26 protein-coding genes are annotated in these 24474 nt (G+C 57.4%); 7 read left to right on the forward strand and 19 right to left on the reverse strand.

What is annotated here, in order from left to right; translation table 11 throughout:
• Positions 1-10 precede the first annotated feature (10 nt).
• The 3 genes from MX657_RS16875 (at position 11) to MX657_RS16885 (ending at position 3084) form a co-directional block, all read left to right on the forward strand.
• Positions 11-1378, forward strand: coding sequence for a 6-phospho-alpha-glucosidase (locus MX657_RS16875; protein ID WP_346806213.1), 1368 nt, complete (start codon positions 11-13; stop codon positions 1376-1378).
• 90 nt (positions 1379-1468) lie between these two features.
• Positions 1469-2314: a 3-mercaptopyruvate sulfurtransferase gene (sseA, locus tag MX657_RS16880; protein WP_333017405.1), complete on the forward strand. Its 846-nt coding sequence runs from the start codon at positions 1469-1471 to the stop codon at positions 2312-2314.
• Positions 2314-3084: a MurR/RpiR family transcriptional regulator gene (locus MX657_RS16885; protein ID WP_346806214.1), complete on the forward strand. Its 771-nt coding sequence runs from the start codon at positions 2314-2316 to the stop codon at positions 3082-3084. The genes sseA and MX657_RS16885 overlap by 1 nt, the downstream gene beginning before the upstream one ends.
• Before the next feature lie 17 nt (positions 3085-3101).
• Here the strand turns inward: MX657_RS16885 and sseB are convergent, their stop codons facing one another.
• From sseB to trmJ, 11 genes are all read right to left on the reverse strand, one after another.
• Positions 3102-3878, reverse strand: a complete 777-nt coding sequence (sseB, locus tag MX657_RS16890; protein ID WP_045326053.1) for an enhanced serine sensitivity protein SseB — start codon at positions 3876-3878, stop codon at positions 3102-3104.
• Between the two features lie 97 nt (positions 3879-3975).
• Positions 3976-5262, reverse strand: a complete 1287-nt coding sequence (pepB, locus tag MX657_RS16895; RefSeq protein WP_080328412.1) for an aminopeptidase PepB — start codon at positions 5260-5262, stop codon at positions 3976-3978.
• 53 nt (positions 5263-5315) lie between these two features.
• Positions 5316-5516 (reverse strand): Fe-S cluster assembly protein IscX, encoded by a 201-nt coding sequence (gene iscX, locus MX657_RS16900; protein WP_003860650.1) that lies wholly within the window; start codon positions 5514-5516, stop codon positions 5316-5318.
• A 1-nt stretch (position 5517) separates the two neighbouring features.
• Positions 5518-5853, reverse strand: a complete 336-nt coding sequence (gene fdx / locus MX657_RS16905) for an ISC system 2Fe-2S type ferredoxin (RefSeq protein WP_003860652.1) — start codon at positions 5851-5853, stop codon at positions 5518-5520.
• A gap of 1 nt (position 5854) precedes the next feature.
• Positions 5855-7705 (reverse strand): Fe-S protein assembly chaperone HscA, encoded by a 1851-nt coding sequence (gene hscA / locus MX657_RS16910; protein WP_346806215.1) that lies wholly within the window; start codon positions 7703-7705, stop codon positions 5855-5857.
• A gap of 14 nt (positions 7706-7719) precedes the next feature.
• Positions 7720-8235: a co-chaperone HscB gene (gene hscB / locus MX657_RS16915; RefSeq protein WP_346806216.1), complete on the reverse strand. Its 516-nt coding sequence runs from the start codon at positions 8233-8235 to the stop codon at positions 7720-7722.
• 76 nt (positions 8236-8311) lie between these two features.
• A complete protein-coding gene (gene iscA / locus MX657_RS16920) occupies positions 8312-8635 on the reverse strand; it encodes an iron-sulfur cluster assembly protein IscA (RefSeq protein ID WP_003860659.1) in 324 nt (107 codons plus the stop codon).
• A 13-nt stretch (positions 8636-8648) separates the two neighbouring features.
• Complete coding sequence (gene iscU, locus MX657_RS16925) at positions 8649-9035, reverse strand: Fe-S cluster assembly scaffold IscU (RefSeq protein ID WP_003860661.1); 387 nt, start codon at positions 9033-9035, stop codon at positions 8649-8651.
• Positions 9036-9059: 24 nt separating this feature from the next.
• The gene (iscS, locus tag MX657_RS16930) at positions 9060-10274 is read right to left on the reverse strand and encodes a cysteine desulfurase (protein WP_008502157.1); all 1215 of its coding nucleotides are present in this window, start codon (positions 10272-10274) and stop codon (positions 9060-9062) included.
• 117 nt (positions 10275-10391) lie between these two features.
• Positions 10392-10883 carry a Fe-S cluster assembly transcriptional regulator IscR gene (gene iscR / locus MX657_RS16935; protein WP_008502158.1) on the reverse strand — a complete coding sequence of 164 codons (492 nt, stop codon included), beginning with the start codon at positions 10881-10883 and terminating at the stop codon, positions 10392-10394.
• Positions 10884-11103: 220 nt separating this feature from the next.
• Positions 11104-11829: a tRNA (cytosine(32)/uridine(32)-2'-O)-methyltransferase TrmJ gene (trmJ, locus tag MX657_RS16940; protein WP_028014076.1), complete on the reverse strand. Its 726-nt coding sequence runs from the start codon at positions 11827-11829 to the stop codon at positions 11104-11106.
• A gap of 132 nt (positions 11830-11961) precedes the next feature.
• On the opposite strand from trmJ, the gene suhB reads away from it, so the two are divergent.
• Positions 11962-12765, forward strand: coding sequence for an inositol-1-monophosphatase (gene suhB, locus MX657_RS16945; protein WP_028014077.1), 804 nt, complete (start codon positions 11962-11964; stop codon positions 12763-12765).
• A gap of 5 nt (positions 12766-12770) precedes the next feature.
• Here suhB and MX657_RS16950 read toward each other — a convergent pair whose 3' ends face one another.
• Positions 12771-13763, reverse strand: coding sequence for a nickel/cobalt transporter (locus MX657_RS16950; protein WP_346806217.1), 993 nt, complete (start codon positions 13761-13763; stop codon positions 12771-12773).
• Positions 13754-14392, reverse strand: coding sequence for a DUF1007 family protein (locus MX657_RS16955; protein ID WP_346806218.1), 639 nt, complete (start codon positions 14390-14392; stop codon positions 13754-13756). The genes MX657_RS16950 and MX657_RS16955 overlap by 10 nt, the downstream gene beginning before the upstream one ends.
• A gap of 125 nt (positions 14393-14517) precedes the next feature.
• Between MX657_RS16955 and csiE the strand changes: the two genes are divergently transcribed.
• Positions 14518-15795 carry a stationary phase inducible protein CsiE gene (gene csiE / locus MX657_RS16960; protein ID WP_080328407.1) on the forward strand — a complete coding sequence of 426 codons (1278 nt, stop codon included), beginning with the start codon at positions 14518-14520 and terminating at the stop codon, positions 15793-15795.
• Here the strand turns inward: csiE and MX657_RS16965 are convergent, their stop codons facing one another.
• Positions 15796-16935: a 3-phenylpropionate MFS transporter gene (locus tag MX657_RS16965; RefSeq protein WP_346806219.1), complete on the reverse strand. Its 1140-nt coding sequence runs from the start codon at positions 16933-16935 to the stop codon at positions 15796-15798.
• 172 nt (positions 16936-17107) lie between these two features.
• On the opposite strand from MX657_RS16965, the gene MX657_RS16970 reads away from it, so the two are divergent.
• The gene (locus tag MX657_RS16970) at positions 17108-17530 is read left to right on the forward strand and encodes a DoxX family protein (RefSeq protein WP_217479176.1); all 423 of its coding nucleotides are present in this window, start codon (positions 17108-17110) and stop codon (positions 17528-17530) included.
• Positions 17531-17584: 54 nt separating this feature from the next.
• Here MX657_RS16970 and glyA read toward each other — a convergent pair whose 3' ends face one another.
• Complete coding sequence (gene glyA, locus MX657_RS16975; protein ID WP_119915341.1) at positions 17585-18838, reverse strand: serine hydroxymethyltransferase; 1254 nt, start codon at positions 18836-18838, stop codon at positions 17585-17587.
• Positions 18839-19141: 303 nt separating this feature from the next.
• On the opposite strand from glyA, the gene hmpA reads away from it, so the two are divergent.
• Complete coding sequence (gene hmpA / locus MX657_RS16980) at positions 19142-20332, forward strand: NO-inducible flavohemoprotein (protein ID WP_346806220.1); 1191 nt, start codon at positions 19142-19144, stop codon at positions 20330-20332.
• 50 nt (positions 20333-20382) lie between these two features.
• On the opposite strand, the gene glnB is transcribed toward hmpA, so the two are convergent.
• The 4 genes from glnB to qseE all read right to left on the reverse strand — a co-directional run bounded on the left by glnB (position 20383) and on the right by qseE (position 24277).
• A complete protein-coding gene (gene glnB / locus MX657_RS16985) occupies positions 20383-20721 on the reverse strand; it encodes a nitrogen regulatory protein P-II (RefSeq protein WP_003860685.1) in 339 nt (112 codons plus the stop codon).
• A gap of 65 nt (positions 20722-20786) precedes the next feature.
• Entirely contained in the window at positions 20787-22124 is a 1338-nt protein-coding gene (gene glrR, locus MX657_RS16990; RefSeq protein ID WP_028014084.1) for a two-component system response regulator GlrR, read from the reverse strand.
• The gene (gene qseG / locus MX657_RS16995; RefSeq protein ID WP_346806221.1) at positions 22111-22848 is read right to left on the reverse strand and encodes a two-component system QseEF-associated lipoprotein QseG; all 738 of its coding nucleotides are present in this window, start codon (positions 22846-22848) and stop codon (positions 22111-22113) included. Before qseG ends, glrR begins: the two co-directional genes overlap by 14 nt.
• 4 nt (positions 22849-22852) lie before the next feature.
• Positions 22853-24277: a two component system sensor histidine kinase QseE/GlrK gene (gene qseE / locus MX657_RS17000; RefSeq protein ID WP_119915338.1), complete on the reverse strand. Its 1425-nt coding sequence runs from the start codon at positions 24275-24277 to the stop codon at positions 22853-22855.
• Positions 24278-24474 lie beyond the last annotated feature (197 nt).

Raw genomic sequence — 24474 nt, forward strand, 5'->3', positions numbered from 1 at the left:
GGAGCTAAAGATGTTTACACCCCCATTCATTTTGTCGATTGCCGGCGGCGGCAGCACCTACACGCCGGGTATTGTAAAAAGCCTGATGGTGCGCCTGCAGGATTTCCCGCTGGCCGAAATTCGCCTTTATGACCTTGACGAGGCGCGTCAGAACACCATTGCGCCGGTGGTTGAGAAGGTCATTCGCGACCACAGCCAGAGCATTAAATTTACCGTCACCAGCGACCCGGAAGTGGCTTTCAGCGGCGCGCATTTCGTCTTCGCCCAGATGCGCGTCGGCCAGTACAAGATGCGCGAGCAGGATGAAAAGATCCCGCTGCGTCACGGCGTGGTCGGCCAGGAGACCTGCGGACCGGGCGGGCTGGCATACGGACTGCGCACGATCCTGCCGATGGTCGAACTTATCGATCTGGTCGATTGCTACGCGCATGAGAAAGCCTGGATCGTGAACTACTCCAACCCGGCGGCGATCGTCGCGGAGGGCGTGCGCCGCCTGCGTCCGGACGCTCGCGTGCTGAACATCTGCGATATGCCGGTGGCTGCGATGCGCAATATGGGCGCCATTCTGGGTGTCGATCGTCGCAAACTGGAGGTGGACTACTTCGGCCTGAACCACTTCGGCTGGTTTACCCGTGTGCTGGTGGACGGCGAAGACAAGCTGCCGGAATTGCGTAAGCATATCGCGAAGTTTGGCCTGCTGACGGAGGATGCCGCCAAAACCGACCCGCAGCATTCCGATCCCTCCTGGGTGAAAACCTGGCGCAACATTAAGCCAATCATGGACAACTTCCCGGAGTATCTGCCGAACCCGTATCTGCAGTATTACCTGATGCCGAACCAGATTGTGGAGCATCAGAACCCGGACTATACCCGGGCCAACGAAGTGATGAACGGGCGTGAGAAAAAACTGTTCGCCGCCGCCGAAGAGTACAAGCGCACCGGAATTTTACCGGATGCCTTCCACGTGGGCGTGCACGGCGAGTTTATTGTTGATGTCGCCTGCTCGCTGGCCTTTAACCTGCGCCAGCGCCATCTGGTAATGGTGGAAAACCGCGGGGCGATCGCCAACCTGCCTTATGATGCGGTGGTGGAGGTGCCCGCCTATATCACCTCCGAAGGTCCAGAACCGATTTGCGTTGGTCAGGTACCGCTGTTCCATCAGACTCTTTTGCAACAGCAGCTCGCCTCTGAACAGCTGCTGGTGGAAGCAACCATAGAAGGCAGCTATGAGAAAGCTCTGCAGGCGTTTACCCTCAACCGCACCGTGCCGACCATGGAACATGCGAAAGCGATTCTGGATGAGATGATCGAGGCCAACCGCGACTACTGGCCTGCGCTGCAAAAAGCCTGGCAGGACGGCGAAACGGTGAAAAAATAGGGGCTTGCTCGCGAGTTGAACGTGGTTTGCTTGTCGGTGTCAGAAAAAACACCGACAATCCTTTTTTACGGAAAAGAATGGAGGCAACCCATGTCCACCTCATATTTTGTCGCTGCCGACTGGCTGATTGAGCACGGCGACGATCCGGAAGTCCAGATTATTGACGCGCGTATGGCCCCGCCGGGGCAAGAGCATCGTGACGTCCCCGGTGAATACCGCGCAGGGCACCTGCCGGGTGCGGTATTTTTTGATATCGAAGCCCTCTCCGATCACAACTCTCCCCTGCCGCACATGCTGCCGCGCCCGGAAGCGTTTTCCGTGGCGATGCGCGAGCTGGGCGTCAGCAAAGATAAACACCTTGTTGTTTACGATGAAGGTAATCTCTTCTCCGCGCCGCGCGCGTGGTGGATGCTGAAACAGTTTGGCGTGGAAAAAGTGTCGATTCTGGCGGGCGGGCTGGCGGGCTGGAAGCGCGACGAACTGCCGCTTCAGCAGGGCGATGTGACGCTGCCGGAAGGGGAATTCGACGCGACATTCGACGCTAACGTGGTGAAGCGTCTGACCGACGTGCTGGTCGTGAGCCATGAAAAAACGGCGCAAATCGTCGATGCCCGCCCCGCCCCGCGCTTTAATGCGCAAGCGGACGAGCCGCGTCCGGGGCTGAAGCGCGGACATATCCCGGGGGCGCTGAACGTGCCGTGGGGCGATTTGGTGTTTGAGGGCGAGCTGAAAACCACCGATGAATTACGTGCCATTTTTGACCGTGCAGGCGTGGATTTACATCGTCCGATTATCGCCAGCTGCGGCTCCGGCGTAACAGCCTGCGTGGTGATCCTGGCGCTCGCTACGCTCGGCGCGAACGACGTCACGCTATACGACGGCGCATGGAGCGAATGGGGTGCGCGAGACGATCTGCCTGTCGAACCCGCGAAATAATGGATAACCGCCTGGCCACGCTGTTAACGCGCGGGGCATCGCTGACCCGCGCGGAGTATCGCGTCCTCGCCCACCTCACGGAGCATCCGCTGCTGGTGGGCAACATCACGGTGCGCGAGCTGGCGCAGGCGACCTTTGTTTCGACCGCCACCATCATGCGGCTGTGTCAGAAGCTGGGGTTCAGCGGCTTTAGCGAGTTTATCTGGCACTGCAAGCAGCTGCTCTCCGACACGCCGCATATTGCCGCTCAGGGACAGTCGCTTCCTGAACTTCCGGCGCTGTTTAATCAGTTTATCGCCAACTATCAGCACACCTTCCAGTGGGTCACGCAGGAGAAGAGCCAGCAATTTGCCGACCTGCTGCGCCAGAAAGAGAGCTTTTTTCTCTACGGGGCCGGTTTTTCCTATCTCTTTGCGGAGTACCTGACCAAGAAGCTGCAGGTGCTGGGTAAAACGGCGTTCATCTCCGGGCCGGGGGACAGCCGGAATATTTTCCTCAGCAATGCCGCCCGCTATCAGGTGTTTATCGCCGTTTCGCGCAGCGGCGAAACGGAGCAGGTGCTGGATAAAGCGCGGATTGCCAAAAACGTCGGCATGACGATCGTCGCCTTTACCCGCGCCTCAGCCAATACGCTGGCGGGCATGGCGGACGTGCACTTTGCGCTGTATGACGAAGCGGTACACTTCGCCGCCGAAGCCGCGGGGGTGACGTCGTTTGAGTCGAATCTGGTGCTGCTGATGGATCTACTGCTGCTGGAAGCAACGGGGTGATATTCACCCCGTCGTAATCAGATGATGCGGTTGGTCTTGAGATCGCGCAGGAAGCCGCCCCAGCGACGCTCGTAGAACGGTGTGATGTGCTCGGTAATAAAGTGGCTGATGCCCTTCTCACCGTTTTTCACCTGGCAGATATCAATGGGCTCATCGCCCGGGAGCGTGTCGGTCGCCACGCTGCCCGCCGCCTGAATGATGTCGTCGATATCACCGTCGGCTTCAATACCAATCAACAGTACCGGCTGTTCATCCGCTTGCTCTTTAATCGAACAGAGGAATGCGCGTCTTACCGGCTTCAGGGTTTTGAATAACGTGGTCAGGGAATCGATCATCTGCGCAGGCGGCTCTGCAACCTCAGACAGCAGCAGCGTTTCGCCCCCTTCCAGCACTTCCTGGGTGCTGAGCGGGTTGCCCTCTTCACCAATCAGATGGCTGATCTCGCGCGGGGTGAACTCTTTCCCGGTCGGCAATTTGGCATTGAGGAACAGCGTCTGCCCCAGCGTCATCTCGAACAGCGTGCGTACCGGCATTACCACGAACGCCTGTTCGTCTTCTACCGCTTCCTGCAACGCTTCCAGCGAGGTGAAGAACGGGATCACCGACGTGCCGTCATCTTTCTCCCAGTGCAGCAGATCCAGCGCGCTGTCTTCAACGACCTGCTCGCCTTCCGCCGCGGTGCCCGGCACCCAGACGGTGGATTCCAGCAGCGTGCGGAAAAATGCCGGACGGTGGGCGGGCTCGGTCGCCGCCTGCTCCAGCAGGGTTTCTAATTCGTTTTTGGTATCTGACATAGTTTCGCTACTTCAAAGATACGCCGGGTGGCGCTTTGCTTACCCGGCCTACAAAACCGTAGGCCCGCACAAGCGTAGCGCCACCCGGCAAAAAAGATCACTCAGCCGTCAGCAGGTTCGCCACGGTACGCACGCCCAAACCGGTCGCGCCCGCGGACCACTGCTCAACCGCCGCTTTACGGTAGGTTGCGGAGCAGTCGATGTGCAGCCAGCCTTCATGATAGTTCTCAACGAAGTGCGACAGGAAACCTGCTGCAGTGCTTGCACCCGCCGGGTACGCCGCGCTCGCGGTGTTGTTCAGCTCGGCAAAGTTAGACGGCAACTGGCTGCGGTGGAACTCGGCCAGCGGCAGACGCCAGAACGGTTCGTTTTCCGCAGCGGCGCTTGCCAGCAGGCGAGCGGCCAGCTTGTCGTCGAAGCTGAACAGCGCGTGGTAGTCGTTACCCAGCGCCGTTTTCGCCGCGCCGGTCAGGGTCGCCATGTCGATAATCAGCTCTGGCTTCTGCGCAGAGGCGTCGATCAGACCATCGGCCAGCACCAGACGGCCTTCGGCATCGGTGTTCATCACTTCAACGTTTTTGCCGTTGCGGTAGCGAATGATGTCGCCCAGCTTGAAGGCGTTACCGCTCACCATGTTGTCCGCGCAGCACAGGTAGAGCTTCACGCGCTTGTTCAGACCGCGGGTGATGGCAAACGCCAGCGCGCCGGTAATGGTTGCCGCACCGCCCATGTCGGACTTCATGGAGTCCATGAAGGCGCTCTGCTTCAGGCTGTAGCCGCCGGTGTCGAAGGTGATGCCTTTACCCACAAGGCAGGCAAAAACCGGCGCTTCTTTATCGCCGGTTGGGTTGTAATCCAGCGCCAGCAGGACCGGAGGACGTTCAGAACCGCGGCCCACGGTGTGGATGCCCATGTAGTTCTGCTCGCGCAGGTCTTCACCTTTGGTGATGCGGTAAGACATTTTGTCGCCCGCCACGCCGCACAGCAGGTCAACCGCACGCTGCGCCAGCTGCTCCGGGCCTAACTCTTCCGCCGGAGCGTTAATGGTGTCGCGCACCCAGTCGATAATTTGCAGGCGGCTTTCCAGCTCTTTTTGACCGGCTGCATCCAGGTTCGCCCACTCGATTTTGCGGGTGCCTTTCGGCCCTTTGTAGCCAGCCCAGAATGCCCAGCTGCGGTCGGTGTCCCAGCCTTCGCCTTCCAGGGACACATGCTTAATGCCCAGGCCGTCAATTTTACGCGCAGCGCGCTGGATCAAACCTAAGTCATCTTTGCCCGTCAGGTGCAGGGTAATACCGTCGTTGTTGATGCTCCAGGTGGCTTTCTCGCCCCAGCGTGCGTCAGCAGGCTGCATAGAGAGCGTAATCTTCATCGCTTCGGTCATTTTATTTATCCTTATTAGCAAACGGGCCGCCTGAAGGCAGCCCGTTAAGTGATTTACTCTGCTTCATCTAACCAGACTAACAGAATCGCCTCCAGAATTTTTTCATTGGATGCGTTTGGATCGTCGTCGAAATCCTCTAAATCGCAGATCCACTGGTGCATGTCGGTGAATCGTACGGTCTTCGGATCGAGATCCGGGTTCGCGTCGTAGAGCGCTTCGCCGATTTCACGGCTGTCTGTCCACTTCAGTCCCATATCAATGCTCGCGTGCGTGGTTGATGGTGTAGCGTGGGAATTCCACGACCAGATCTTCATCGGTCACCGCGGCCTGGCAGCTCAGGCGGCTGTCGGGCTCCAGACCCCATGCTTTATCCAGCATGTCATCTTCGTCTTCGGTGCTCTCGGCGAGAGAGTCGAAACCTTCACGCACGATGCAGTGGCAGGTGGTGCAGGCACAGGATTTTTCACAGGCGTGTTCCACTTCGATACCTGCACGCAGGGCTACATCGAGAATGGTTTCACCGGTCTTCGCTTCCAGAACAGCGCCATCCGGACAGAGGTCCGCATGAGGCAAAATAACAATCTTTGGCATATTAAACCTCGTCCACGGACTGGCCTTTCAGCGCGACGCGGACAGATTTGTCCATGCGGCGAGCAGCGAAGTCCTGGGTTTGTTTATCAACGTTTTTAATGGCTTCTTCTATTGCGTCAGCGTCATTGCCTTCAGCGACCTCGCTTAAACGCGCGGCAGCCTCGTCAATCACCTGGCGCTCAGCGGCGCTTAACAGCGCGGCATCGGCAGCGAGCGCGCCGTTCAGGCTTTCCAGCACGCGTGCAGCTTCAACTTTTTGTTCAGCCAGCATACGCGCCTTCACATCCTGCTCAGCGTAGCTCATTGAGTCCTGAATCATGGAGGCGATTTCGCCATCGGTCAGGCCGTAGGACGGCTTCACCTGAATGGACGATTCAACGCCGGTGGATTTTTCCATCGCCGTCACGCTCAGCAGGCCGTCCGCATCCACCTGGAAAGTCACGCGAATATGCGCCCCGCCCGCCGGCAGCGCCGGAATGCCGCGCAGCGCAAAGCGCGCCAGAGAGCGGCAGTCCTGCACCAGCTCGCGTTCGCCCTGCATCACGTGGATGGACATCGCGGTCTGGCCGTCTTTAAAGGTAGTGAACTCCTGCGCGCGCGCCACCGGAATGGTGGTGTTACGCGGGATCACTTTCTCTACCAGGCCGCCCATGGTTTCTAAACCCAGCGACAGCGGGATGACATCCAGCAGCAGCATTTCGCTGTCCGGCTTGTTGCCGACCAGAATATCGGCCTGGATCGCGGCGCCCACGGCAACCACTTTGTCCGGGTCGATGGAGGTCAGCGGCGTACGGCCAAAGAATTCGCCCACGCGCTCGCGTACCAGCGGCACGCGCGTTGAGCCGCCCACCATGACCACTTCCAGCACCTCGTTCGCCTCAACGCCCGCATCTTTCAATGCGCGACGGCAGGCCATCAGGGTGCGTTTCACCAGCGGGGCAATGAGATCGCTGAACTGGTCGCGGGTAATTTCACCCTGCCAGCCCGCAACGTTTACGGTAACCGACTGGGCATCGCTCAGGGCGATTTTGGCGTCGATAGCCGCGTCCAGCAGTTCACGCTGGATGCGGGCATCGCTGCGATCGCTAATGCCCGCCTGCTCGCGGATGTAGTCTGCCAGCAGATGGTCAAAGTCATCGCCGCCCAGCGCGGAATCCCCGCCGGTCGCCAGGACTTCGAACACCCCGCGGCTCAGGCGCAGGATCGAGATGTCAAAGGTACCGCCGCCGAGGTCGTAAACCGCAATGACCCCTTCCTGACCGGAGTCGAGGCCGTAGGCAATCGCCGCCGCCGTCGGTTCGTTCAGCAGGCGCAGTACGTGCAGGCCCGCCAGACGCGCGGCGTCTTTGGTGCCCTGACGCTGTGCATCGTCAAAATAGGCCGGAACAGTAATGACTACGCCGTCCAGATCGCCGCCGAGCGTCGCCGTCGCGCGCGCCGCCAGCGCTTTGAGGATGTCGGAGGAAACACGAATCGGGTTCAGCAGACCGGCCGCGGTCGCGATCATCGGCAGGCCGTTTTCACTGGCCTGCAGCTGATACGGCAGATGCGGGTAGCGGGTCTGGATATCGGCCAGCGAGCGGCCCATCATGCGCTTTACGGAGCTGATGGTGTTGGCCGGATCGCGCGCGGCGTTGGCGCGGGCGTCATAGCCGACCGCGTGGCCCTGCTGCTGGTAGTGGACCACGGAAGGCAGCAGATAGCGGCCCTGCTCGTCGGCCAGCGTTTCCGCCTGGCCGCTGCGCACGGTCGCCACGAGGGAATTGGTGGTGCCCAGATCAATACCCACCGCCAGACGACGCTGGTGCGGTGCGGCACTTAAGCCAGGCTCACTAATTTGTAATAAGGCCATAATTGCTTCCGAAATTAAAAATCGAGCAGCTTTTCTTCGAGTTGTTCAGCGCTGCTTCGCAGTTTATCGAGAAAACGGAGTTTGCGCACAGTATCTGCCGCCACGTCCCAGGTCTCGTTGTTCAGTTGCTCCACCATCTGCTGATGGCGGGTATCGAACATGCCCTTCACGCGCTTGATGAAGCTTTCCAGACGCGCTTCGTCTTTGGCCTGTTCAATCTCATCCAGCTCTTCGCGAAGCTCCAGCTGTTCCATCAGAAACGCGGTGTCGCGCACGGTATGCTGCTCGCTCGCCAGGTCGAAACCATGCAGTGAAAGCAGGTACTCGGCACGGCTCAGCGGATGGCGCAGCGTCTGCCAGGCCTGGTTGATGGTGGCAGAGTGGGAAACCGCGGCCAGCTGTTCTGCCTGAGTACCGCTGGCGAATTTATCCGGATGATACTGACGCTGCAGATCCTGAAAACGGATCGTCAACGCCTGGAGATCGATCGGGTATTGAGCGGGTAGTCCGAAGAGAGCGAAGTAATCCATAACAATCTCAGGGGTAGCCTGTTAGAACAAACCCCACACACAGAGATCCTGCGGTGGGGTTTCGGATGACGCGCGGTTAAACGTGGAAGCTTTCGCCGCAACCACACTCGTCTTTGACGTTCGGGTTCGTGAATTTGAACCCTTCGTTCAGGCCTTCTTTGACGAAGTCCAGCTGAGTGCCGTTGAGGAATTGCAGGCTTTTGCCATCGACCACCACCTTCACGCCTTTGTCTTCAAACACGGTGTCGTCAGACGCCGGCTCATCAACAAACTCCAGTACGTAAGCCATACCAGAACAGCCGGAGGTACGTACGCCCAGTCGCAGGCCAAAGCCTTTACCACGGTTCGCCAGAAAAGAGCTTACTCGCGCGGCAGCGCTGTCGCTAAGGGTAATCGACATACTCAAACCTCAATTATTTTGCTTCACGTTTGCTTTTGTAATCCGCAATGGCGGCTTTGATCGCGTCTTCTGCCAGGATAGAACAGTGAATTTTCACCGGTGGCAGTTCGAGTTCTTCAGCAATATCCGTGTTTTTGATTGCCTGTGCTTCGTCCAGAGACTTGCCCTTCACCCATTCGGTGACCAGGGAGCTGGACGCGATTGCAGAACCGCAGCCGTAGGTCTTGAAGCGCGCGTCCTCAATGATACCTTCATTGTTGACTTTAATCTGCAACTTCATCACGTCGCCACACGCTGGCGCGCCAACCATGCCGCTACCGACAGATTCATCGCTGTTGTCAAAAGAGCCAACGTTGCGCGGGTTTTCGTAATGATCGATGACTTTTTCGCTGTATGCCATGATTGAATTCTCCTTATGTACCGATTAGTGATGTGACCATTCAATGCTGTTCAGATCCACGCCCTGTTTGAACATTTCCCACAGTGGAGAAAGGTCGCGCAGACGGCCGATGGAGTTACGAACCAGCTTGATGGTGTAGTCAATCTCTTCTTCGGTAGTAAAACGACCTAAAGAGAAACGGATAGAGCTGTGTGCCAGCTCGTCAGTCATGCCCAGCGCGCGCAGCACGTAGGATGGCTCCAGGCTTGCAGACGTACAGGCAGAACCGGAAGAAACGGCCAGGTCTTTCAGCGCCATGATCAGCGATTCGCCTTCAACATAGTTGAAGCTGACGTTGAGGATGTTCGGCGCGCCCTGCTCGAGATCGCCGTTCAGATACACTTCTTCCATATCTTTCACGCCGTCCCAGAGACGGTTACGCAGCGTGCGCAGGCGTGCCATCTCGGTTTCCATCTCTTCTTTCGCAATGCGGTACGCTTCGCCCATGCCCACGATCTGGTGAACAGGCAGCGTACCGGAACGCATACCGCGCTCGTGACCGCCGCCGTGCATCTGTGCTTCGATGCGGATACGTGGCTTACGACGAACGTACAGCGCGCCGATCCCTTTCGGGCCATAGATTTTGTGGCCGGAGAAGGACATCAGGTCCACTTTCAGCTGGCTCAGGTCGATAGGCAGTTTGCCCACGCTCTGGGTCGCGTCCACATGGTAGATGATACCGCGCGCGCGGCACATTTCGCCGATGGTCGCGATGTCCTGTACCACGCCGATTTCGTTGTTGACGTGCATGATGGAAACCAGAATGGTGTCATCACGCATGGCCGCTTCGAGCTCTTTGAGGTCAATAATACCGTTGCTCTGCGGGGCGAGATAGGTTACTTCGTACCCTTCACGCTCCAGCTGACGACAGGTGTCCAGCACGGCTTTGTGTTCGGTTTTGCTGGTGATAATGTGCTTGCCTTTTTTCTGATAAAAGTTGGCTGCACCTTTGATCGCCAGGTTGTCGGATTCGGTCGCACCGGAGGTGAAAACAATCTCACGCGGGTCGGCACCGACCAGGTCAGCAATCTGATTACGGGCGATATCCACCGCCTCTTCAGCATGCCAGCCAAAACGGTGTGAACGGGAAGCTGGGTTACCAAAGTTTCCGTCCAGGGTCAGACACTGCATCATTTTCTCGGCAACACGCGGGTCCACCGGCGTGGTTGCGGAGTAGTCGAGATAAATCGGTAATTTCATTGCTCTATAAACTCCGTACATCGCTTCAATGCAAGGAATCAGGCAACCGGCTGGATGTACGACCGAGTACGCGGGGTGTTAGCACCCCGGCCTGATTCTGAAATACTTATCGTTTTATTACGCGCGTAATTTGACGTCGATAGCGTCCTGCGCGCGGGTGCTGCGTTGTGAATCATGGCTGTGCTGACGGCCAGAGACATCCAGAACTTCCTGGTTATTAACCAGTTCACCCAGGGTGATGTTGTTCAGGAAGCCGGTGAGGCGGTCGCTCAGATCGCGCCACAGCGCGTGGGTCAGGCACTTATCGCCGCCCTGGCAGCCGCCTTTACCCTGGCAACGGGTCGCGTCAACGGATTCGTCAACCGCGCTAATCACTTCGCCAACCGCAATACTGCCCGCGTCTTTCCCCAGCAGATAACCGCCGCCCGGGCCACGAACGCTGGAAACCAGTCCATTTTTACGCAGTCTGGAGAACAGCTGTTCCAGGTAAGAGAGGGAGATCCCTTGTCGTTCAGAAATATCAGCCAACGGAACCGGGCCCGCTTCGGAGTTGAGCGCAACGTCCAGCATCGCGGTCACGGCATAACGCCCTTTAGATGTCAGTCTCATGTCTTACTTAACCTCAAACTCGCCCCTGCCCGGGGTTTTTTATTGTAAAATGGGGGTATTGCATAGCAGGGCCAAGTCTGACATTCCTGACTAAAATGGTCAACTATTTACTTGACTGTTTTAGTCAGGTATTTAACCTTCCGTGCCGTTTTGCCTGGGTGCGGCCTGATGCCCTCACCCCGGCCCTCTCCCACGGGGAGAGGGGGAAAACAAACCGGCATTACTCTTTATTCTTCTGCTCAATCGACGCCAGAATCCCGCGGAGGATATTCAGCTCCTGGCTTTCCGGGCGCGCGCGGGTGAACATACGGCGCAGCTTGTTCATTACCTGGCCCGGGTGGCCTTCGCGGATAAAGCCGGTAGCGAGCAGCGTCTGCTCCAGGTGACCGTAGAAACGCTCAAGGTCGTCCACCAGCGGATAGGCCGTCTCTTCTTTCGGTTCTGCCTGCTTTTCCTGCGTCGCCAGCCACGCCATACGCACTTCGTAGGCGATAACCTGCACCGCCATCGCCAGGTTCAGTGAACTGTATTCCGGGTTGGCGGCAATCGCCACGTGGTAGTGGCACTTCTGCAGCTCATCGTTGGTCAGGCCTACGCGCTCGCGGCCAAACACCAGCGCAACCGGCGCCTGCTCCGCTTCAGAGACGCTTTTCAGGCCGCATTCACGCGGATCCAGCATCGGCCACGGCAGCGTGCGTGAACGCGCGCTGGTGCCGACAACGAGGCTGCAGCCGGCCAGCGCTTCGTCAAGGGTATCAACGATCTGGGCGTTGCCGATCACGTCGCTGGCACCGGCCGCCAGGGCGATGGCCTGCGAGTCGGGTTTCACCAGCGGGTTAACCAGCCACAGGTTCGTTAAGCCCATGGTTTTCATAGCGCGGGCAACGGAGCCCATGTTGCCGGTGTGCGATGTTTCGACCAGCACGATTCGAATGTTTTGCAGCATAATTTTTAGATGTCTGAATTCAATGTCTGAAGAATATTCGGGCATATTATCATAAACGGGAGACATAATCCGATCCCGCTGCTATACTCTGCGCCGATTTTCCTGTTCTTTAACATCCAGTGAGAGAGACCGATGCATCCGATGCTGACCATCGCCGTGCGCGCAGCGCGCAAGGCGGGTAACGTAATTGCCAAACACTACGAAACGCCAGACTCCGTAGAAACCAGCCAGAAAGGCAGCAATGATTTCGTGACTAACGTCGATAAAGCCGCAGAAGCGATTATTATCGAAACGATCCGCAAATCTTACCCACAGCACACCATCATCACCGAAGAAAGCGGTGAACATGAAGGTACCGATCAGGATGTTCAATGGGTTATCGATCCACTGGATGGCACCACCAACTTCGTTAAACGCCTGCCACACTTCTCTGTGTCTATCGCAGTACGCATTAAAGGCCGTACTGAAGTCGCCGTTGTTTACGATCCAATGCGTAACGAACTGTTCACCGCTACCCGCGGTCAGGGCGCACAGCTGAACGGCTACCGTCTGCGCTGCAGCAACGCACGCGATCTGGACGGCACCATCCTGGCGACCGGTTTCCCGTTCAAGGCGAAGCAGCACGCAACTACCTATATGAATATCCTGGGCAAGCTGTTCACCGAATGCGCGGACTTCCGTCGCACCGGTTCTGCTGCGCTGGATCTGGCCTACGTTGCCACCGGTCGCGTTGACGGTTACTTCGAACTGTCACTGAAGCCGTGGGACTTTGCTGCGGGCGAGCTGATCGCGCGTGAAGCAGGCGCGATTGTTTGCGACTTCACCGGCGGCCACAACTATATGACCACCGGCAACATCGTTGCGGGTAACCCACGCGTTGTTAAAGCCATGCTGGCCAACATGCGTGACGAGCTGAGCGATGCGCTGAAGCGTTAATCCCCTCACCTCAGCCCTCTCCCCAAAGGGGAGAGGGTGTTAAACGGCACCGCACTCATCCACATCGTTACCGCCGCCACCAGCAGAATAACCCCGCCCGCCAGCGCGAGCGTCGTCCAGCCTACCTGTCGCCACAGCACCGGCGTTTTATTGCCGCTGAGTTTTACCGCCAGCTGACGGAAGCTGTGAACCAGCAGCGCCAAAGACGAAATGGTGAGAGACGTTCCCGCCGCCATCGCCAGCGCCGAGAGCATGCCCCAGCCAAACACGCCAATCACCTTACTGAACAGCAGCACCATGATTGCACCCGAGCACGGGCGCATCCCCATTGAGAGAATTATCATCAGCCGCGCGCGCCAGTCGTCACCGCTCTGTAATTGCGCCTGCGTCGGCAGATGCTGATGCCCGCAGCCGCAGTGTTCATCATGAACGTGGTGCGGCGTAAAGGTTTTGAATTTGGGCTTTTGCAGCAGTGCGCGCAGTTTTTTCAATGCCCGCCAGCAGAGGATGAGCCCCAACACGCCGACCAGCGCATAGCTGCCCTTCTCCAGCCAGAAGCTGCTCAGGTGCAGCTGGCGCGCGGGAAGCTGTAACAGTGAAAGCACCACGATCACCAGCGCAATCGCCACGCCGCCCTGAAGAAGAGATGAGGCCAGCGTGAGGCCAATGCTCGATTTCAGTTTTGACGGATGGGTGGCAAGCCAGGTTGTGATCACGATTTTGCCGTGCCCCGGCCCCAGCGCGTGCAGAACGCCGTAGATAAAGCTGAACGCCAGCAGGGATCCACCCGCTTTGGTCGGGTTCTCCGCCACCGCCTTCAGCAGACCGCTCATCTGTTGGTTGACCTCACGCTGCCAGATAATGCTTTTCATCATCACCTGAGGCCAGGCCTGCCACAGCCAGAGCGAACCGCCGACGGCGAACAGTAAAAAGAGCGCCAGCGGCCAGAGGTGCAGCCAGCGGCGAGGCTTCCGAACCGGAGAGGTGATCACTGACATTGTAACGTCACCTCCTGCGCAAACTGTTTACCCAGCTCCATGTCCTCCGGCGGGGCATCCTCTTTATCAAGAGAGACAGCAAAATTCAGCGTCTCTTCGCTGGGCTTCGGTGTGTGGACCGTAACTTTGCAGGATTTTTGCAACGATGCGGGAAGCTGCACGTCGCTGTCCTCGGCGTAGCTCATATCGACATAGTAGGAGGGGTCAAAGGTGGAAAACGTATAGGTTTGCCCAGCCAGCGGCTGCGGGTGCGCCAGCGGGAGCACGAACGTCAGCACCGCCTGATGACCGTCGCGGGACAGGCCGTATTCTGTCGGGCGATTGAGGAACTTCACCTTTTGTCCGTTATGCCAGAATTCGGTGAAATAGTGTTGCCCGAGCACGTTGGCCATCACTTCTGCCGCCAGTTTTTTCCAGATCTCATCGCCCGGCTTCGCGTTTCCCGCATCATAAAGCAGATCCGCCGAGGTGATTTCATCCATCGTCCAGCGCATTTTCAGGCCGCTCAGCTGCGTGCCATCGGTGACCGGCTCGGTTTTCAGGCTGATAAAACTGTGAGGATGCGCGCTGGCGGAAAAGGTGATAACCGCCAAAAATAACGCCATCGCACTTTGTTTAACTGTCTGCATCAATTCCTCACGTCAAAAATTCTGTGATGTTCCCCAGCAATCCTGAGTGAAAGGGCTGCCGGCGCGCTTTTCAGCGCCCATCCTTTAGCTATTCTTATCAAACATTCACACTGGATACCCGACAGATGATGACGACGCTTGAAATTCCATCTGTGCTTTCCAGTTCGCAGCGCCGCTGCCAGGTGCTTTTAATGCTTTACCTGCCCGATGCTGCCGTCACCGCACAGAGCATAATCGCTGCCAACGGCGTGGACGACGTTATGGCACGGCAAGATATAGCCGAGACGCGCGATGAAATCCAGCGCTATCACCGGCTGGATATCGTCACGCACCATGACGGCAGCTACCGAATTGAAGGCACCGCCCTGAATCAGCGTTTATGTCTGCTGCACTGGCTGCGCAGGGCGCTCCGCCTTTGCCCGCAGTTTGTCTCGCACCAGTTTACGCCAGCCTTAAAAACGGCACTTAAACAGCACGGCATCGCGCGGCCGCTTTACGACGATGCTAACCTGCGGGCGCTGATCAACTTCTGCTCACGCAAGCTGCAGCGTCAGTTTGAATGCCGCGACGTCCAGTTTTTGCAGCTCTATTTACAATACTGTCTCATCCAGCATCATTTAGGGAATACGCCGCAGTTTTCCCACGCCCAGCGCAGCTGGACCCAGTCGCGGGGAGAGTATTTTACGGCGCAGGAGATCGTCCGTCACTGGAAGCGGCGCGTGCCGCAGGGCGCGCACGTGGACGAGCAGCTGTTTCTGGCGCTGCTGTTTATGATGCTCCGCACGCCCGATCCGGTGCTTGATAAACACCAACAGGATCAGCGCCTGCGCCGCGCCATTGTACGCATGGTGGCCCGTTTCCGCTCGCAAACCGGGATGAACTTCAGCGATGAGCAGGGGCTGACCGATCAGCTATATATCCATCTGGCTCAGGCGCTGGACCGCTCGCTGTTTGAGATCGGCATCGACAATAGCCTGCCCGAGGAAATTCACCGTCTCTATCCCCGGCTGTTACGCACAACTAAAGAGGCACTGTTTGAGCTGGAAGCCGAATTTGGGCTGCGGTTCTCCGATGAAGAGATGGCGCTGGTGGCGGTGATTTTCGGTGCCTGGCTGATGCAGGAGACCGATCTGCATGAGAAACAGGTGGTGCTGCTGACCGGGGAGGATAAATCCTGTGAGGAGGTGATTGAACAGCAGCTGCGCGAGTTAACCCTGCTGCCGCTCAACATTCGCTATCTGACGCTGCAGGCGTTCCAGAAAGAGGGGGCACCGCGCGAGGCCGCGCTGGTTGTCACCCCCTATCCTACCGCGCTGCCGCTGTTCTCGCCGCCGCTGATCCACGCGGTTGAATCACTGAACGTGCAGCAGCAGGAACATATTCGCGCCATGCTGGAATCGTAGCTACGCGCGCGCGGCCACTTTCGGTCGAATAAACATCGCCGGGAGCGCAACCAGCGCCATAACCCAGAATACGCCGTGCCCCAGGTGCTGATACAGGAAGCCTGCAAAGACCGTCATCACCGCAATGCTGCCCCCCATCGCCACCGCAGAGTAGACCGCCTGCAAACGGATCACGTCCCCGCCCTCACGCGCCGCGATATAGCGCATCGCCGCCAGATGGCACACGGTGAAGGTGCCGCAGTGAAGGATCTGCGCCACAATCAGCCACGGCAGATCGGTCGTCCAGCCCATAATCCCCCAGCGCGCCACGCCGCAGACGGCGGAAAGCAGCAGCAGATCGCGCGCGCCGAAGCGGCGGAACAGCTTTTTACTGAGCGCAAAGATGATCACTTCCGCAACCACGCCGAGCGACCAGAGATAACCCACCGCAGAGGCAGAGTAGCCCGCCCCCTGCCAGTAGATGGCGCTGAATCCATAATAGGCCGCATGTGCCCCCTGAAGCAGGCAAACGCACGCCAGAAAACGCCAGCTTTGTGCTACCAGGCTCCGCCAGGCGGGCCAGCCCGCGCTCTCCTGATGACGGCTTTCCCCTTGCGGCATCACCGACGGACGCAGCAGCATCCCCAACAGCATCGAGGCTATACCGATACTGAGCAGAGCCAGAATCGCGCGGTAGTCGTAAAGGCTGACCAGTTTCCCCACCAGCGCCGAGCCGATCACGAAGGCAATCGACCCCCACAGGCGCACGCGGCCATAGTCCATGGTGATCTGCTTTTGCCAGGTGTTTGCCAGCGCGTCCGTTAAGGGAACCAGAGGAGAGAAAAACAGGTTAAAGCCAACCATCACTACCATCAGCCAGGAAAACTGGTGGCTGACCCAGAAGCAGGCCGCAAAGACCAGCGTCAGCAGCGCCAGAATACGCACCGCTTTAATCAGTAAAGAGGGATCGCTGACGCGGGGGGCAATCAGCAGGCTACCGAGGAAACGTGCTACCAGCCCCGCGCCCAGCAGGATGCCTATAGTTTCTGGCGTCAAACCAATACCCTTGAGCCAGACGCTCCAGAAAGGCAGAAAAATACCGTAGCTAAAAAAGTAGGTGAAGTAGCTGAGCGCCAGCCAGCGTGTGGAATGCAAGACCATGAATCCCTCCCGAAATGGAGGCGATAGTCTGGCGTTTATCCTGCACTTTAGCAAGTCGTTAGCGCGCTATAAATTAACGATAAATTAACATCATGAACAGCCGGTCGGCGTATGGCGAGAGCGACAAAATTGTATTACGTTTAAAAGACATCGCCTGAAGAGGTCGTTTGCCATGAACAGCTTACGTTATTTCGATTTCGGCTCCTCACGCTCCTTCCTGCTATTGATTGCCCGCATCGCCATCGTTGTCCTGTTTATTATTTTTGGCTATCCCAAACTGACGGGGTTTAGCGGCACCGTTCAGTATATGACGTCGCTCGGTACCCCCATGCCCATGCTGGCCGCGATTATTGCGGTGGTGATGGAAGTGCCCGCGGCGATTCTGATCGTACTGGGCTTTTTCACCCGCCCCCTCGCGGTTCTGTTTGTTTTCTATACGCTGGGCACGGCGGTGATTGGTCACCATTACTGGGATATGACCGGTGATGCGGTTGTGCCGAATATGATTAATTTCTACAAGAACGTCAGTATTGCTGGTGCGTTTATTTTGCTGGCAATTACCGGGCCCGGAGCCATCTCCCTCGACCGGCGTTAAGCCATAAAAAAAGGCCGCAAGCGCGGCCTTTTTTATTTCTGCAAAGCAGAGGAACTATGCGTATACCGGGAAGCGTGCGCAGATATCCAGAACTTTACCTTTGACGCGCTCGATAACCGCGTCGTCATTGATGTTGTCCAGAACGTCACACATCCAGCCAGCCAGCTCTTTCACTTCCGCTTCTTTAAAACCGCGGCGAGTCACGGCCGGAGAACCGATACGGATACCGGAGGTCACGAACGGGCTCTTCGGATCGTTTGGTACGCTGTTTTTGTTCACGGTGATGTTGGCGCGGCCCAGGGCAGCGTCAGCTTCTTTACCGGTCAGGTTTTTATCAACCAGATCCAGCAGGAACAGGTGGTTTTCAGTCCCGCCAGACACCACTTTGTAGCCACGGTTCAGGAACACTTCCACCATCGCTTTGGCGTTCTTAGCAACCTGCTGCTGGTAAACCTTGAACTCTGGCTCCATCGCTTCTTTCAGCGCTACCGCTTTAGCCGCGATAACGTGCATCAGCGGGCCGCCCTGCGCGCTTGGGAATACGGCAGAGTTCAGTTTTTTGTACAGCTCTTCGTCACCGCCTTTCGCCAGGATCAGGCCACCGCGTGGACCCGCCAGGGTTTTGTGAGTGGTGGTGGTCACAACGTGAGCGTGAGGAACCGGGTTCGGGTAAACGCCTGCGGCGATCAGACCCGCAACGTGTGCCATGTCAACGAACAGGTACGCGCCGATGCTGTCTGCAATTTCACGCATTTTTGCCCAGTCAACGATACCGGAGTAAGCCGAGAAGCCACCGATGATCATCTTCGGCTTGTGCTCTTTGGCCTGCTTCGCCATGTCTTCGTAGTCAATTTTACCGGACTCATCAATACCGTAAGGGATGATGTTGTACAGTTTGCCAGAGAAGTTAACCGGGGAGCCGTGAGTCAGGTGGCCGCCCTGCGCCAGGTTCATACCCAGAACGGTATCGCCCGGCTGCAGCAGCGCGGTGTAAACAGCGAAGTTAGCCTGAGAGCCAGAGTGCGGCTGGACGTTCGCGTAGTCAGCGCCGAAGAGTGCTTTCGCACGGTCAATCGCCAGCTGCTCAACGATATCAACGTATTCGCAGCCACCGTAGTAGCGCTTGCCCGGGTAACCTTCAGCGTATTTGTTGGTCAGCTGAGAGCCCTGCGCCTGCATAACGCGCGGGCTGGTGTAGTTTTCGGAGGCGATCAGTTCGATGTGCTCTTCCTGACGTACTTTTTCCTGCTCCATAGCCTGCCACAGTTCGGCATCATAATCGGCAATGTTCATTTCACGCTTTAACATCCGCATCTCCTGACTCAGCTAACAAGTAAATTTTGGCCTGAAAAGGCAGTCCTGTTGGACGACGGGCAACAGTATAACTGAATAGTTCTGTGATAACAGGTCTTGACAAACGATTTTACGCAAACGTTTACCTTCACGCCACGCAAGGGTTTGAGGAATAAAGCTCTCATCATTTTCAACGGATTTCTTTTCAGGTTTGTGATGCATATTTTTCACGATGCAAAGAACCATTTACATTGCAGGGGTATTTTTATAAGATGCATTCAAAATACATCATTAAAGTAACATCAGAAGGAAGCTGCTATGCTCGACGCCCAAACCATCGCTACCGTGAAGGCCACTATTCCCCTGCTGGTTGAAACGGGTCCTAAACTGACCGCCCATTTCTACGATCGCATGTTCACGCACAACCCGGAGCTCAAAGAGATTTTCAACATGAGCAACCAGCGTAACGGCGATCAGCGTGAAGCGCTGTTCAACGCTATTGCCGCCTACGCCAGCAACATCGAAAACCTGGCGGCATTGCTGCCTGCGGTGGAAAAAATCGCGCAGAAGCACACCAGCTTCCAGATCCAACCTGAGCAGTACAACATTGTCGGCGGCCACCTGCTGGCGACGCTGGACGAAATGTTCGGCCCGGGCCAGGAGGTGCTGGACGCCTGGGGTAAAGCCTACGGCGTGCTGGCAAACGTATTCATCAACCGTGAAGCGCAAATCTACAGCGAAAACGCCGGTAAAACGGGTGGATGGGAAGGTACACGCGCCTTCCGCATCGTCGAGAAAACGCCGCGCAGCGCACTGATCACCAGCTTTGAGTTCGAGCCAGTGGACGGTCAGCCGGTTGCCGATTACCAGCCAGGTCAGTATCTGGGCGTCTGGCTGAAGCCTGAAGGCTTCCCGCACCAGGAGATTCGCCAGTACTCCCTGACCCGCAAGCCAAACGGCAAAGGCTACCGCATTGCGGTGAAGCGTGAGGACGGCGGTCAGGTTTCCAGCTGGCTACATAACGAAGCCAACGTGGGCGACGTGGTCCATCTGGCCGCGCCGGCGGGCGATTTCTTTATGGCCGTTGAAACGAATACCCCGGTTACGCTTATCTCTGCGGGCGTCGGCCAAACGCCAATGCTGGCGATGCTGGACACGCTGGCGAAAGCAAACCACGACGCGCAGGTCAACTGGTTCCACGCTGCGGAAAACGGCGACGTGCACGCCTTTGCGGATGAAGTGAAAACGCTGGGAGCGGCCCTGCCGCGTTTCACCGCGCATACCTGGTATCGCCTGCCGACGGAGGCAGACCGCACTGCCGCACGCTTTGACAGCGAAGGTCTGATGAATTTAAGCCAGATGGAAGGGGCGTTTAGCGCGCCTGAAATGCAGTTCTACGTCTGTGGACCAGTGGCGTTTATGCAGTATGCCGCGAAGCAGCTGGTTGAGCTGGGCGTGAATAAAGGCAACATTCATTACGAATGTTTCGGGCCGCATAAGGTGCTGTAACGCAAAAAGCCCCTCGAGCGAGGGGCTTTTTTTCGCCGGGTGGCGAATTGTTAAATCGCTGCGTCGTCTTCTTCACCGGTACGGATACGGATCACACGCGCCACGTCAAAGACGAAGATTTTCCCGTCGCCAATTTTGCCCGTCTGCGCCGTACGGATAATGGTATCCACGCAGGTATCGACGATATCGTCGCTGACCACGATTTCAATTTTTACTTTCGGCAGAAAGTCGACCATGTACTCTGCGCCACGATAAAGCTCGGTGTGGCCCTTCTGGCGACCAAAACCTTTCACTTCCGTCACGGTCATCCCGGTGATGCCCACTTCCGCCAGCGCTTCACGTACATCATCCAGTTTGAAAGGTTTAATAATCGCATCAATCTTTTTCATGGTGGGTCCTTAAACTCTTGCCTGTAAGCTGCCTCGTAATCGATTGCTCACAGTACCATACGGCATTACTCTTTAAAATCGTTTGCTTCCAGCTCGTGGCGTGAGAGCAGCTTATAGAACTCGGTGCGGTTGCGTCCGGCCATCCGCGCCGCGTGGGTCACGTTGCCTTTGGTTATCTGCAGCAGCTTGCGCAGATAGTTCAGTTCGAACTGGTTACGCGCTTCCGCAAACGTCGGTAAGGCCGTGTTTTCCCCTTCCAGCGCCTGCTCCACCAGCGCGTCACTGATAACGGGCGACGACGTCAGCGCCACGCACTGCTCAATCACGTTCACCAGCTGGCGCACGTTACCCGGCCAGCTGGCGGCCATCAGCCGTTTCATCGCATCGGTGGAAAACGCGCGCACGAACGGTTTATGACGATCGGCCGCCTGGCGCAACAGATGGTTCGCCAGCAGCGGAATATCTTCCGCGCGCTCCGCCAGCGCCGGGATCTTCAGGTTCACCACGTTCAGCCGGTAGTAGAGATCTTCACGGAACTCGTTGCGCGCCATCACTTTGGGCAAATCGCGGTGGGTGGCGGAAATGATTCGCACGTTGATGTCGATGTCGCGGTTGCTGCCCAGCGGGCGAACTTTTCGCTCCTGCAACACGCGCAGCAGTTTGACCTGCAGCGGCGCAGGCATGTCACCAATTTCGTCCAGGAACAGCGTGCCGCCTTCCGCGGCCTGGAACAGCCCTTCACGGCTGCTTACCGCACCGGTGAAGGCGCCGCGGGCATGGCCAAACAGTTCAGATTCGAGCAATTGTTCCGGCAGCGCGCCGCAGTTGATGGCGATAAACGCGTTTTTGCTGCGCGGGCTGGCGTTGTGGATCGCCTGCGCCAGGATCTCTTTCCCGGTTCCGCTCTGGCCGTTAATCAGCACGCTAACGTCGGACTGTGCAACCATTCGCGCCTGCTCAAGCAGACGCAGCATTATCGGGCTGCGGGTGACGATGGATTCACGCCAGGCGTCGTCACCGGACGGTGCGGCGTGCTCCAGCGCGCTGTCGATGGCTTTGTAGAGCGCGTCTTTATCCACCGGCTTGGTAAGAAAGCTGAACACGCCCTGCTGGGTTGCGGCAACAGCATCCGGGATTGACCCGTGCGCCGTCAGGATTATTACCGGCATGCCCGGCTGCTGCTTCTGGATTTCGGCGAACAGCTGCATACCGTCCATTTCGTCCATCCGCAGGTCGCTGATCACCAGGTCGATCTTCTCGCGGCTGAGGACTTTAAGCCCCTCCTGCCCGCTCTCGGCGGTCACCACGGTGTAGCCTTCACTCACCAGACGCATCCCCAGCAGCTTTAACAGACCGGGATCGTCATCCACCAGTAAGAGATGGGCGGGTTTACGGCTCGTCATGCTTCACATCCTCTTGTTTCTGCGTGTCGCTGTCCGGTGCAGCGGATGAACTGCCAGGCTGATATTTACGCGACGAGAGCTGTCTTTCAATATCGGTCAGGTTTTCCAGCTTGCGGGTCGTGGTATCCAGCTGACTCCGTAAATGTTGCTGCTGTTGACGCAGCGTATCAAGCTCGCTGTCGGTTGACTGCTGTAGCTTACTGTAGCGGGAGCGCTCTTCAGACAGCTGAAGCTGGAGCGTCTGCCCATCACGCCAGAGCTGGTAAACCGGGCGCACCTGTACCGGAAGATTGACCACAAACGTGTCCAGCCGGGTCACGTTGGCCCGACGCTCAACGGGGGTAATTTTCGCATCAGCCAGTAATATCCCGCGTTTGAAAGCATCCTGCCAGGTATCGTCATCCAGCATCGCCGCTTTCGAGCGGGCGTCCACTGGCGCAAGCCGCTGGGCGCAATCTATCCCGCGCAGCCAGAACAGGGGATTATTCTCGACATCATGTCCTGACAGGTTCCAGATGTCGTCACAGCGGGTGGAGAGAAAATCAGCCAGCTGGTTATCTGGCCATTTATCTTCCTGTTTATCGCTTATTGCACTTTGCGGGGCATGGGATACGCACCCCACCAGGACTAAACAGGGCAGACTCAGAAAACGCGTTTTGCTGGAAAAGACCGCGCGTACGGCGCGGAAAAAGACGTGTGACATACTCACCAGACATAGATTCATTTTATTAATTTTTCCGGCTCAGGGGCAGTTCAATACGGAAGCAAACATCCGAACGTTCGTCCGTGGCAATGTTTAGCTCACCCTGCATGCGTCGTATGCAGTCCCGGGCGATGCTTAAGCCCAGACCACTTCCTTTTACCGCACCCTTCCGCTGATGACTTCCCTGGAAAAAGGGTTCGAAGATCATGGTTTTTTCGTCATCGGGGATCGGGGTGCCGGTGTTAGCGACGTCAATAAACACCCGGGAACCCTTCGTATAGCTTCGGATATAAATGTTACCGGATTCAGTACCATAGTGCACCGCATTGGAATAAAGATTATCCAGAACGCTCATCAACAGCATGGGTTCAGCCAGGCAGGTTGGCGCACTCAGCTCCACCCCGGTATGCATCATTTTAGCTCGTGCCGGCAAGCTATGGGCGGAGATCACCATATCCACCAGCGGCTCAATCTCGACGGTTTCCAGCACCACCGTCCCATCTGCCAGCTTGCGGTTGTAGTCCAGAAGCTGCTCAATCAGCTTTTGCAGATTGCGGCTGCTGGCATCAAGAATCTCGACGATCTCTTTCTGCTCCGGCGTAAGCGGTCCTGCCACTTCATCTGCCAGCAGCTCCGTTCCTTCACGCATGCTGGCCAGCGGCGTTTTCAGTTCATGGGAAATATGGCGCAGAAACTGGTGGCGCTGAGATTCGAGCCACGCCAGGCGCTCAGACAGCCAGATAATGCGCTGGCCGACGGATCGCAGCTCGCGCGGGCCTTTAAAGGCGACCGTATCCCCGAGTGATTTCCCCTCCCCCAGGCGGTTAATCATACGCTGGATGCCCTTCACCGGGCCGATGATCATGCGGGTAAAGAGCAGCACCAGCCCGAGGCTTACCAGGAACAGCACCAGCGCCTGCCAGCCGAAGAACTGGCCGCGCTCGGCAATCTCCTGTTGCAACTGCTGCCCGCGAGAGAAAATGACCGTGCGCGTTGACTGCACCATTTCGGTATTGGCGGCGGCGAATGCCTCAAGGCGCGCGGCGGCAGCCGTATCCGGGCCGCTGTTCTGGCACTGCAGCTGAGCGAGATCGTTCAGATCCTGGCGCAACGCCTGATACAGCTTGTCATCCGGCAACACACCTGCGTGGGCATCCAGCATTTCGCTGTAGCGTTTGCGCTGGCTCTGGTACACCTTCTCCAGCGTCCGATCGTCGAGCACGCAGTACTGACGATAGCTACGCTCCATCTCCAGCGCGGCGTTGGTCATCGCTTCACTGCGCCTGGCGTCGATAAGCGTGGTGCGGTTCGTTAATGCCGCCTGGGCACTGAGCGCGTTGAGGCTCTGCCATGCCTGCCAGGCAAGGATCAGCAGCGGCAGCAGGATCAGCAGGAAGGCCATCATCACGAGCTGTCGCAGGGAGCGGGGGAAAACGGGCCAGCGTTTCAACGCATTACTCTCTTCATGGGGGTTTACGGAGAGCGTAACTGAGTCTGCCCTTCAGATACAACAAAGCCGGGTAAAAACCCGGCTTTGTCATGGAATAAGGCGGTGCCTAACTCGACGTTTCGCCCTGGCCTGATAAAGCAACGCAATGATCAGTAGTTGGACGGCAGGCACCTTTTTGTGCGTCATTCGAAGTTTAT

Origin of the sequence: Enterobacter chuandaensis (assembly GCF_039718975.1) — a bacterium.
In the GTDB taxonomy this organism is placed as follows: domain Bacteria; phylum Pseudomonadota; class Gammaproteobacteria; order Enterobacterales; family Enterobacteriaceae; genus Enterobacter; species Enterobacter chuandaensis.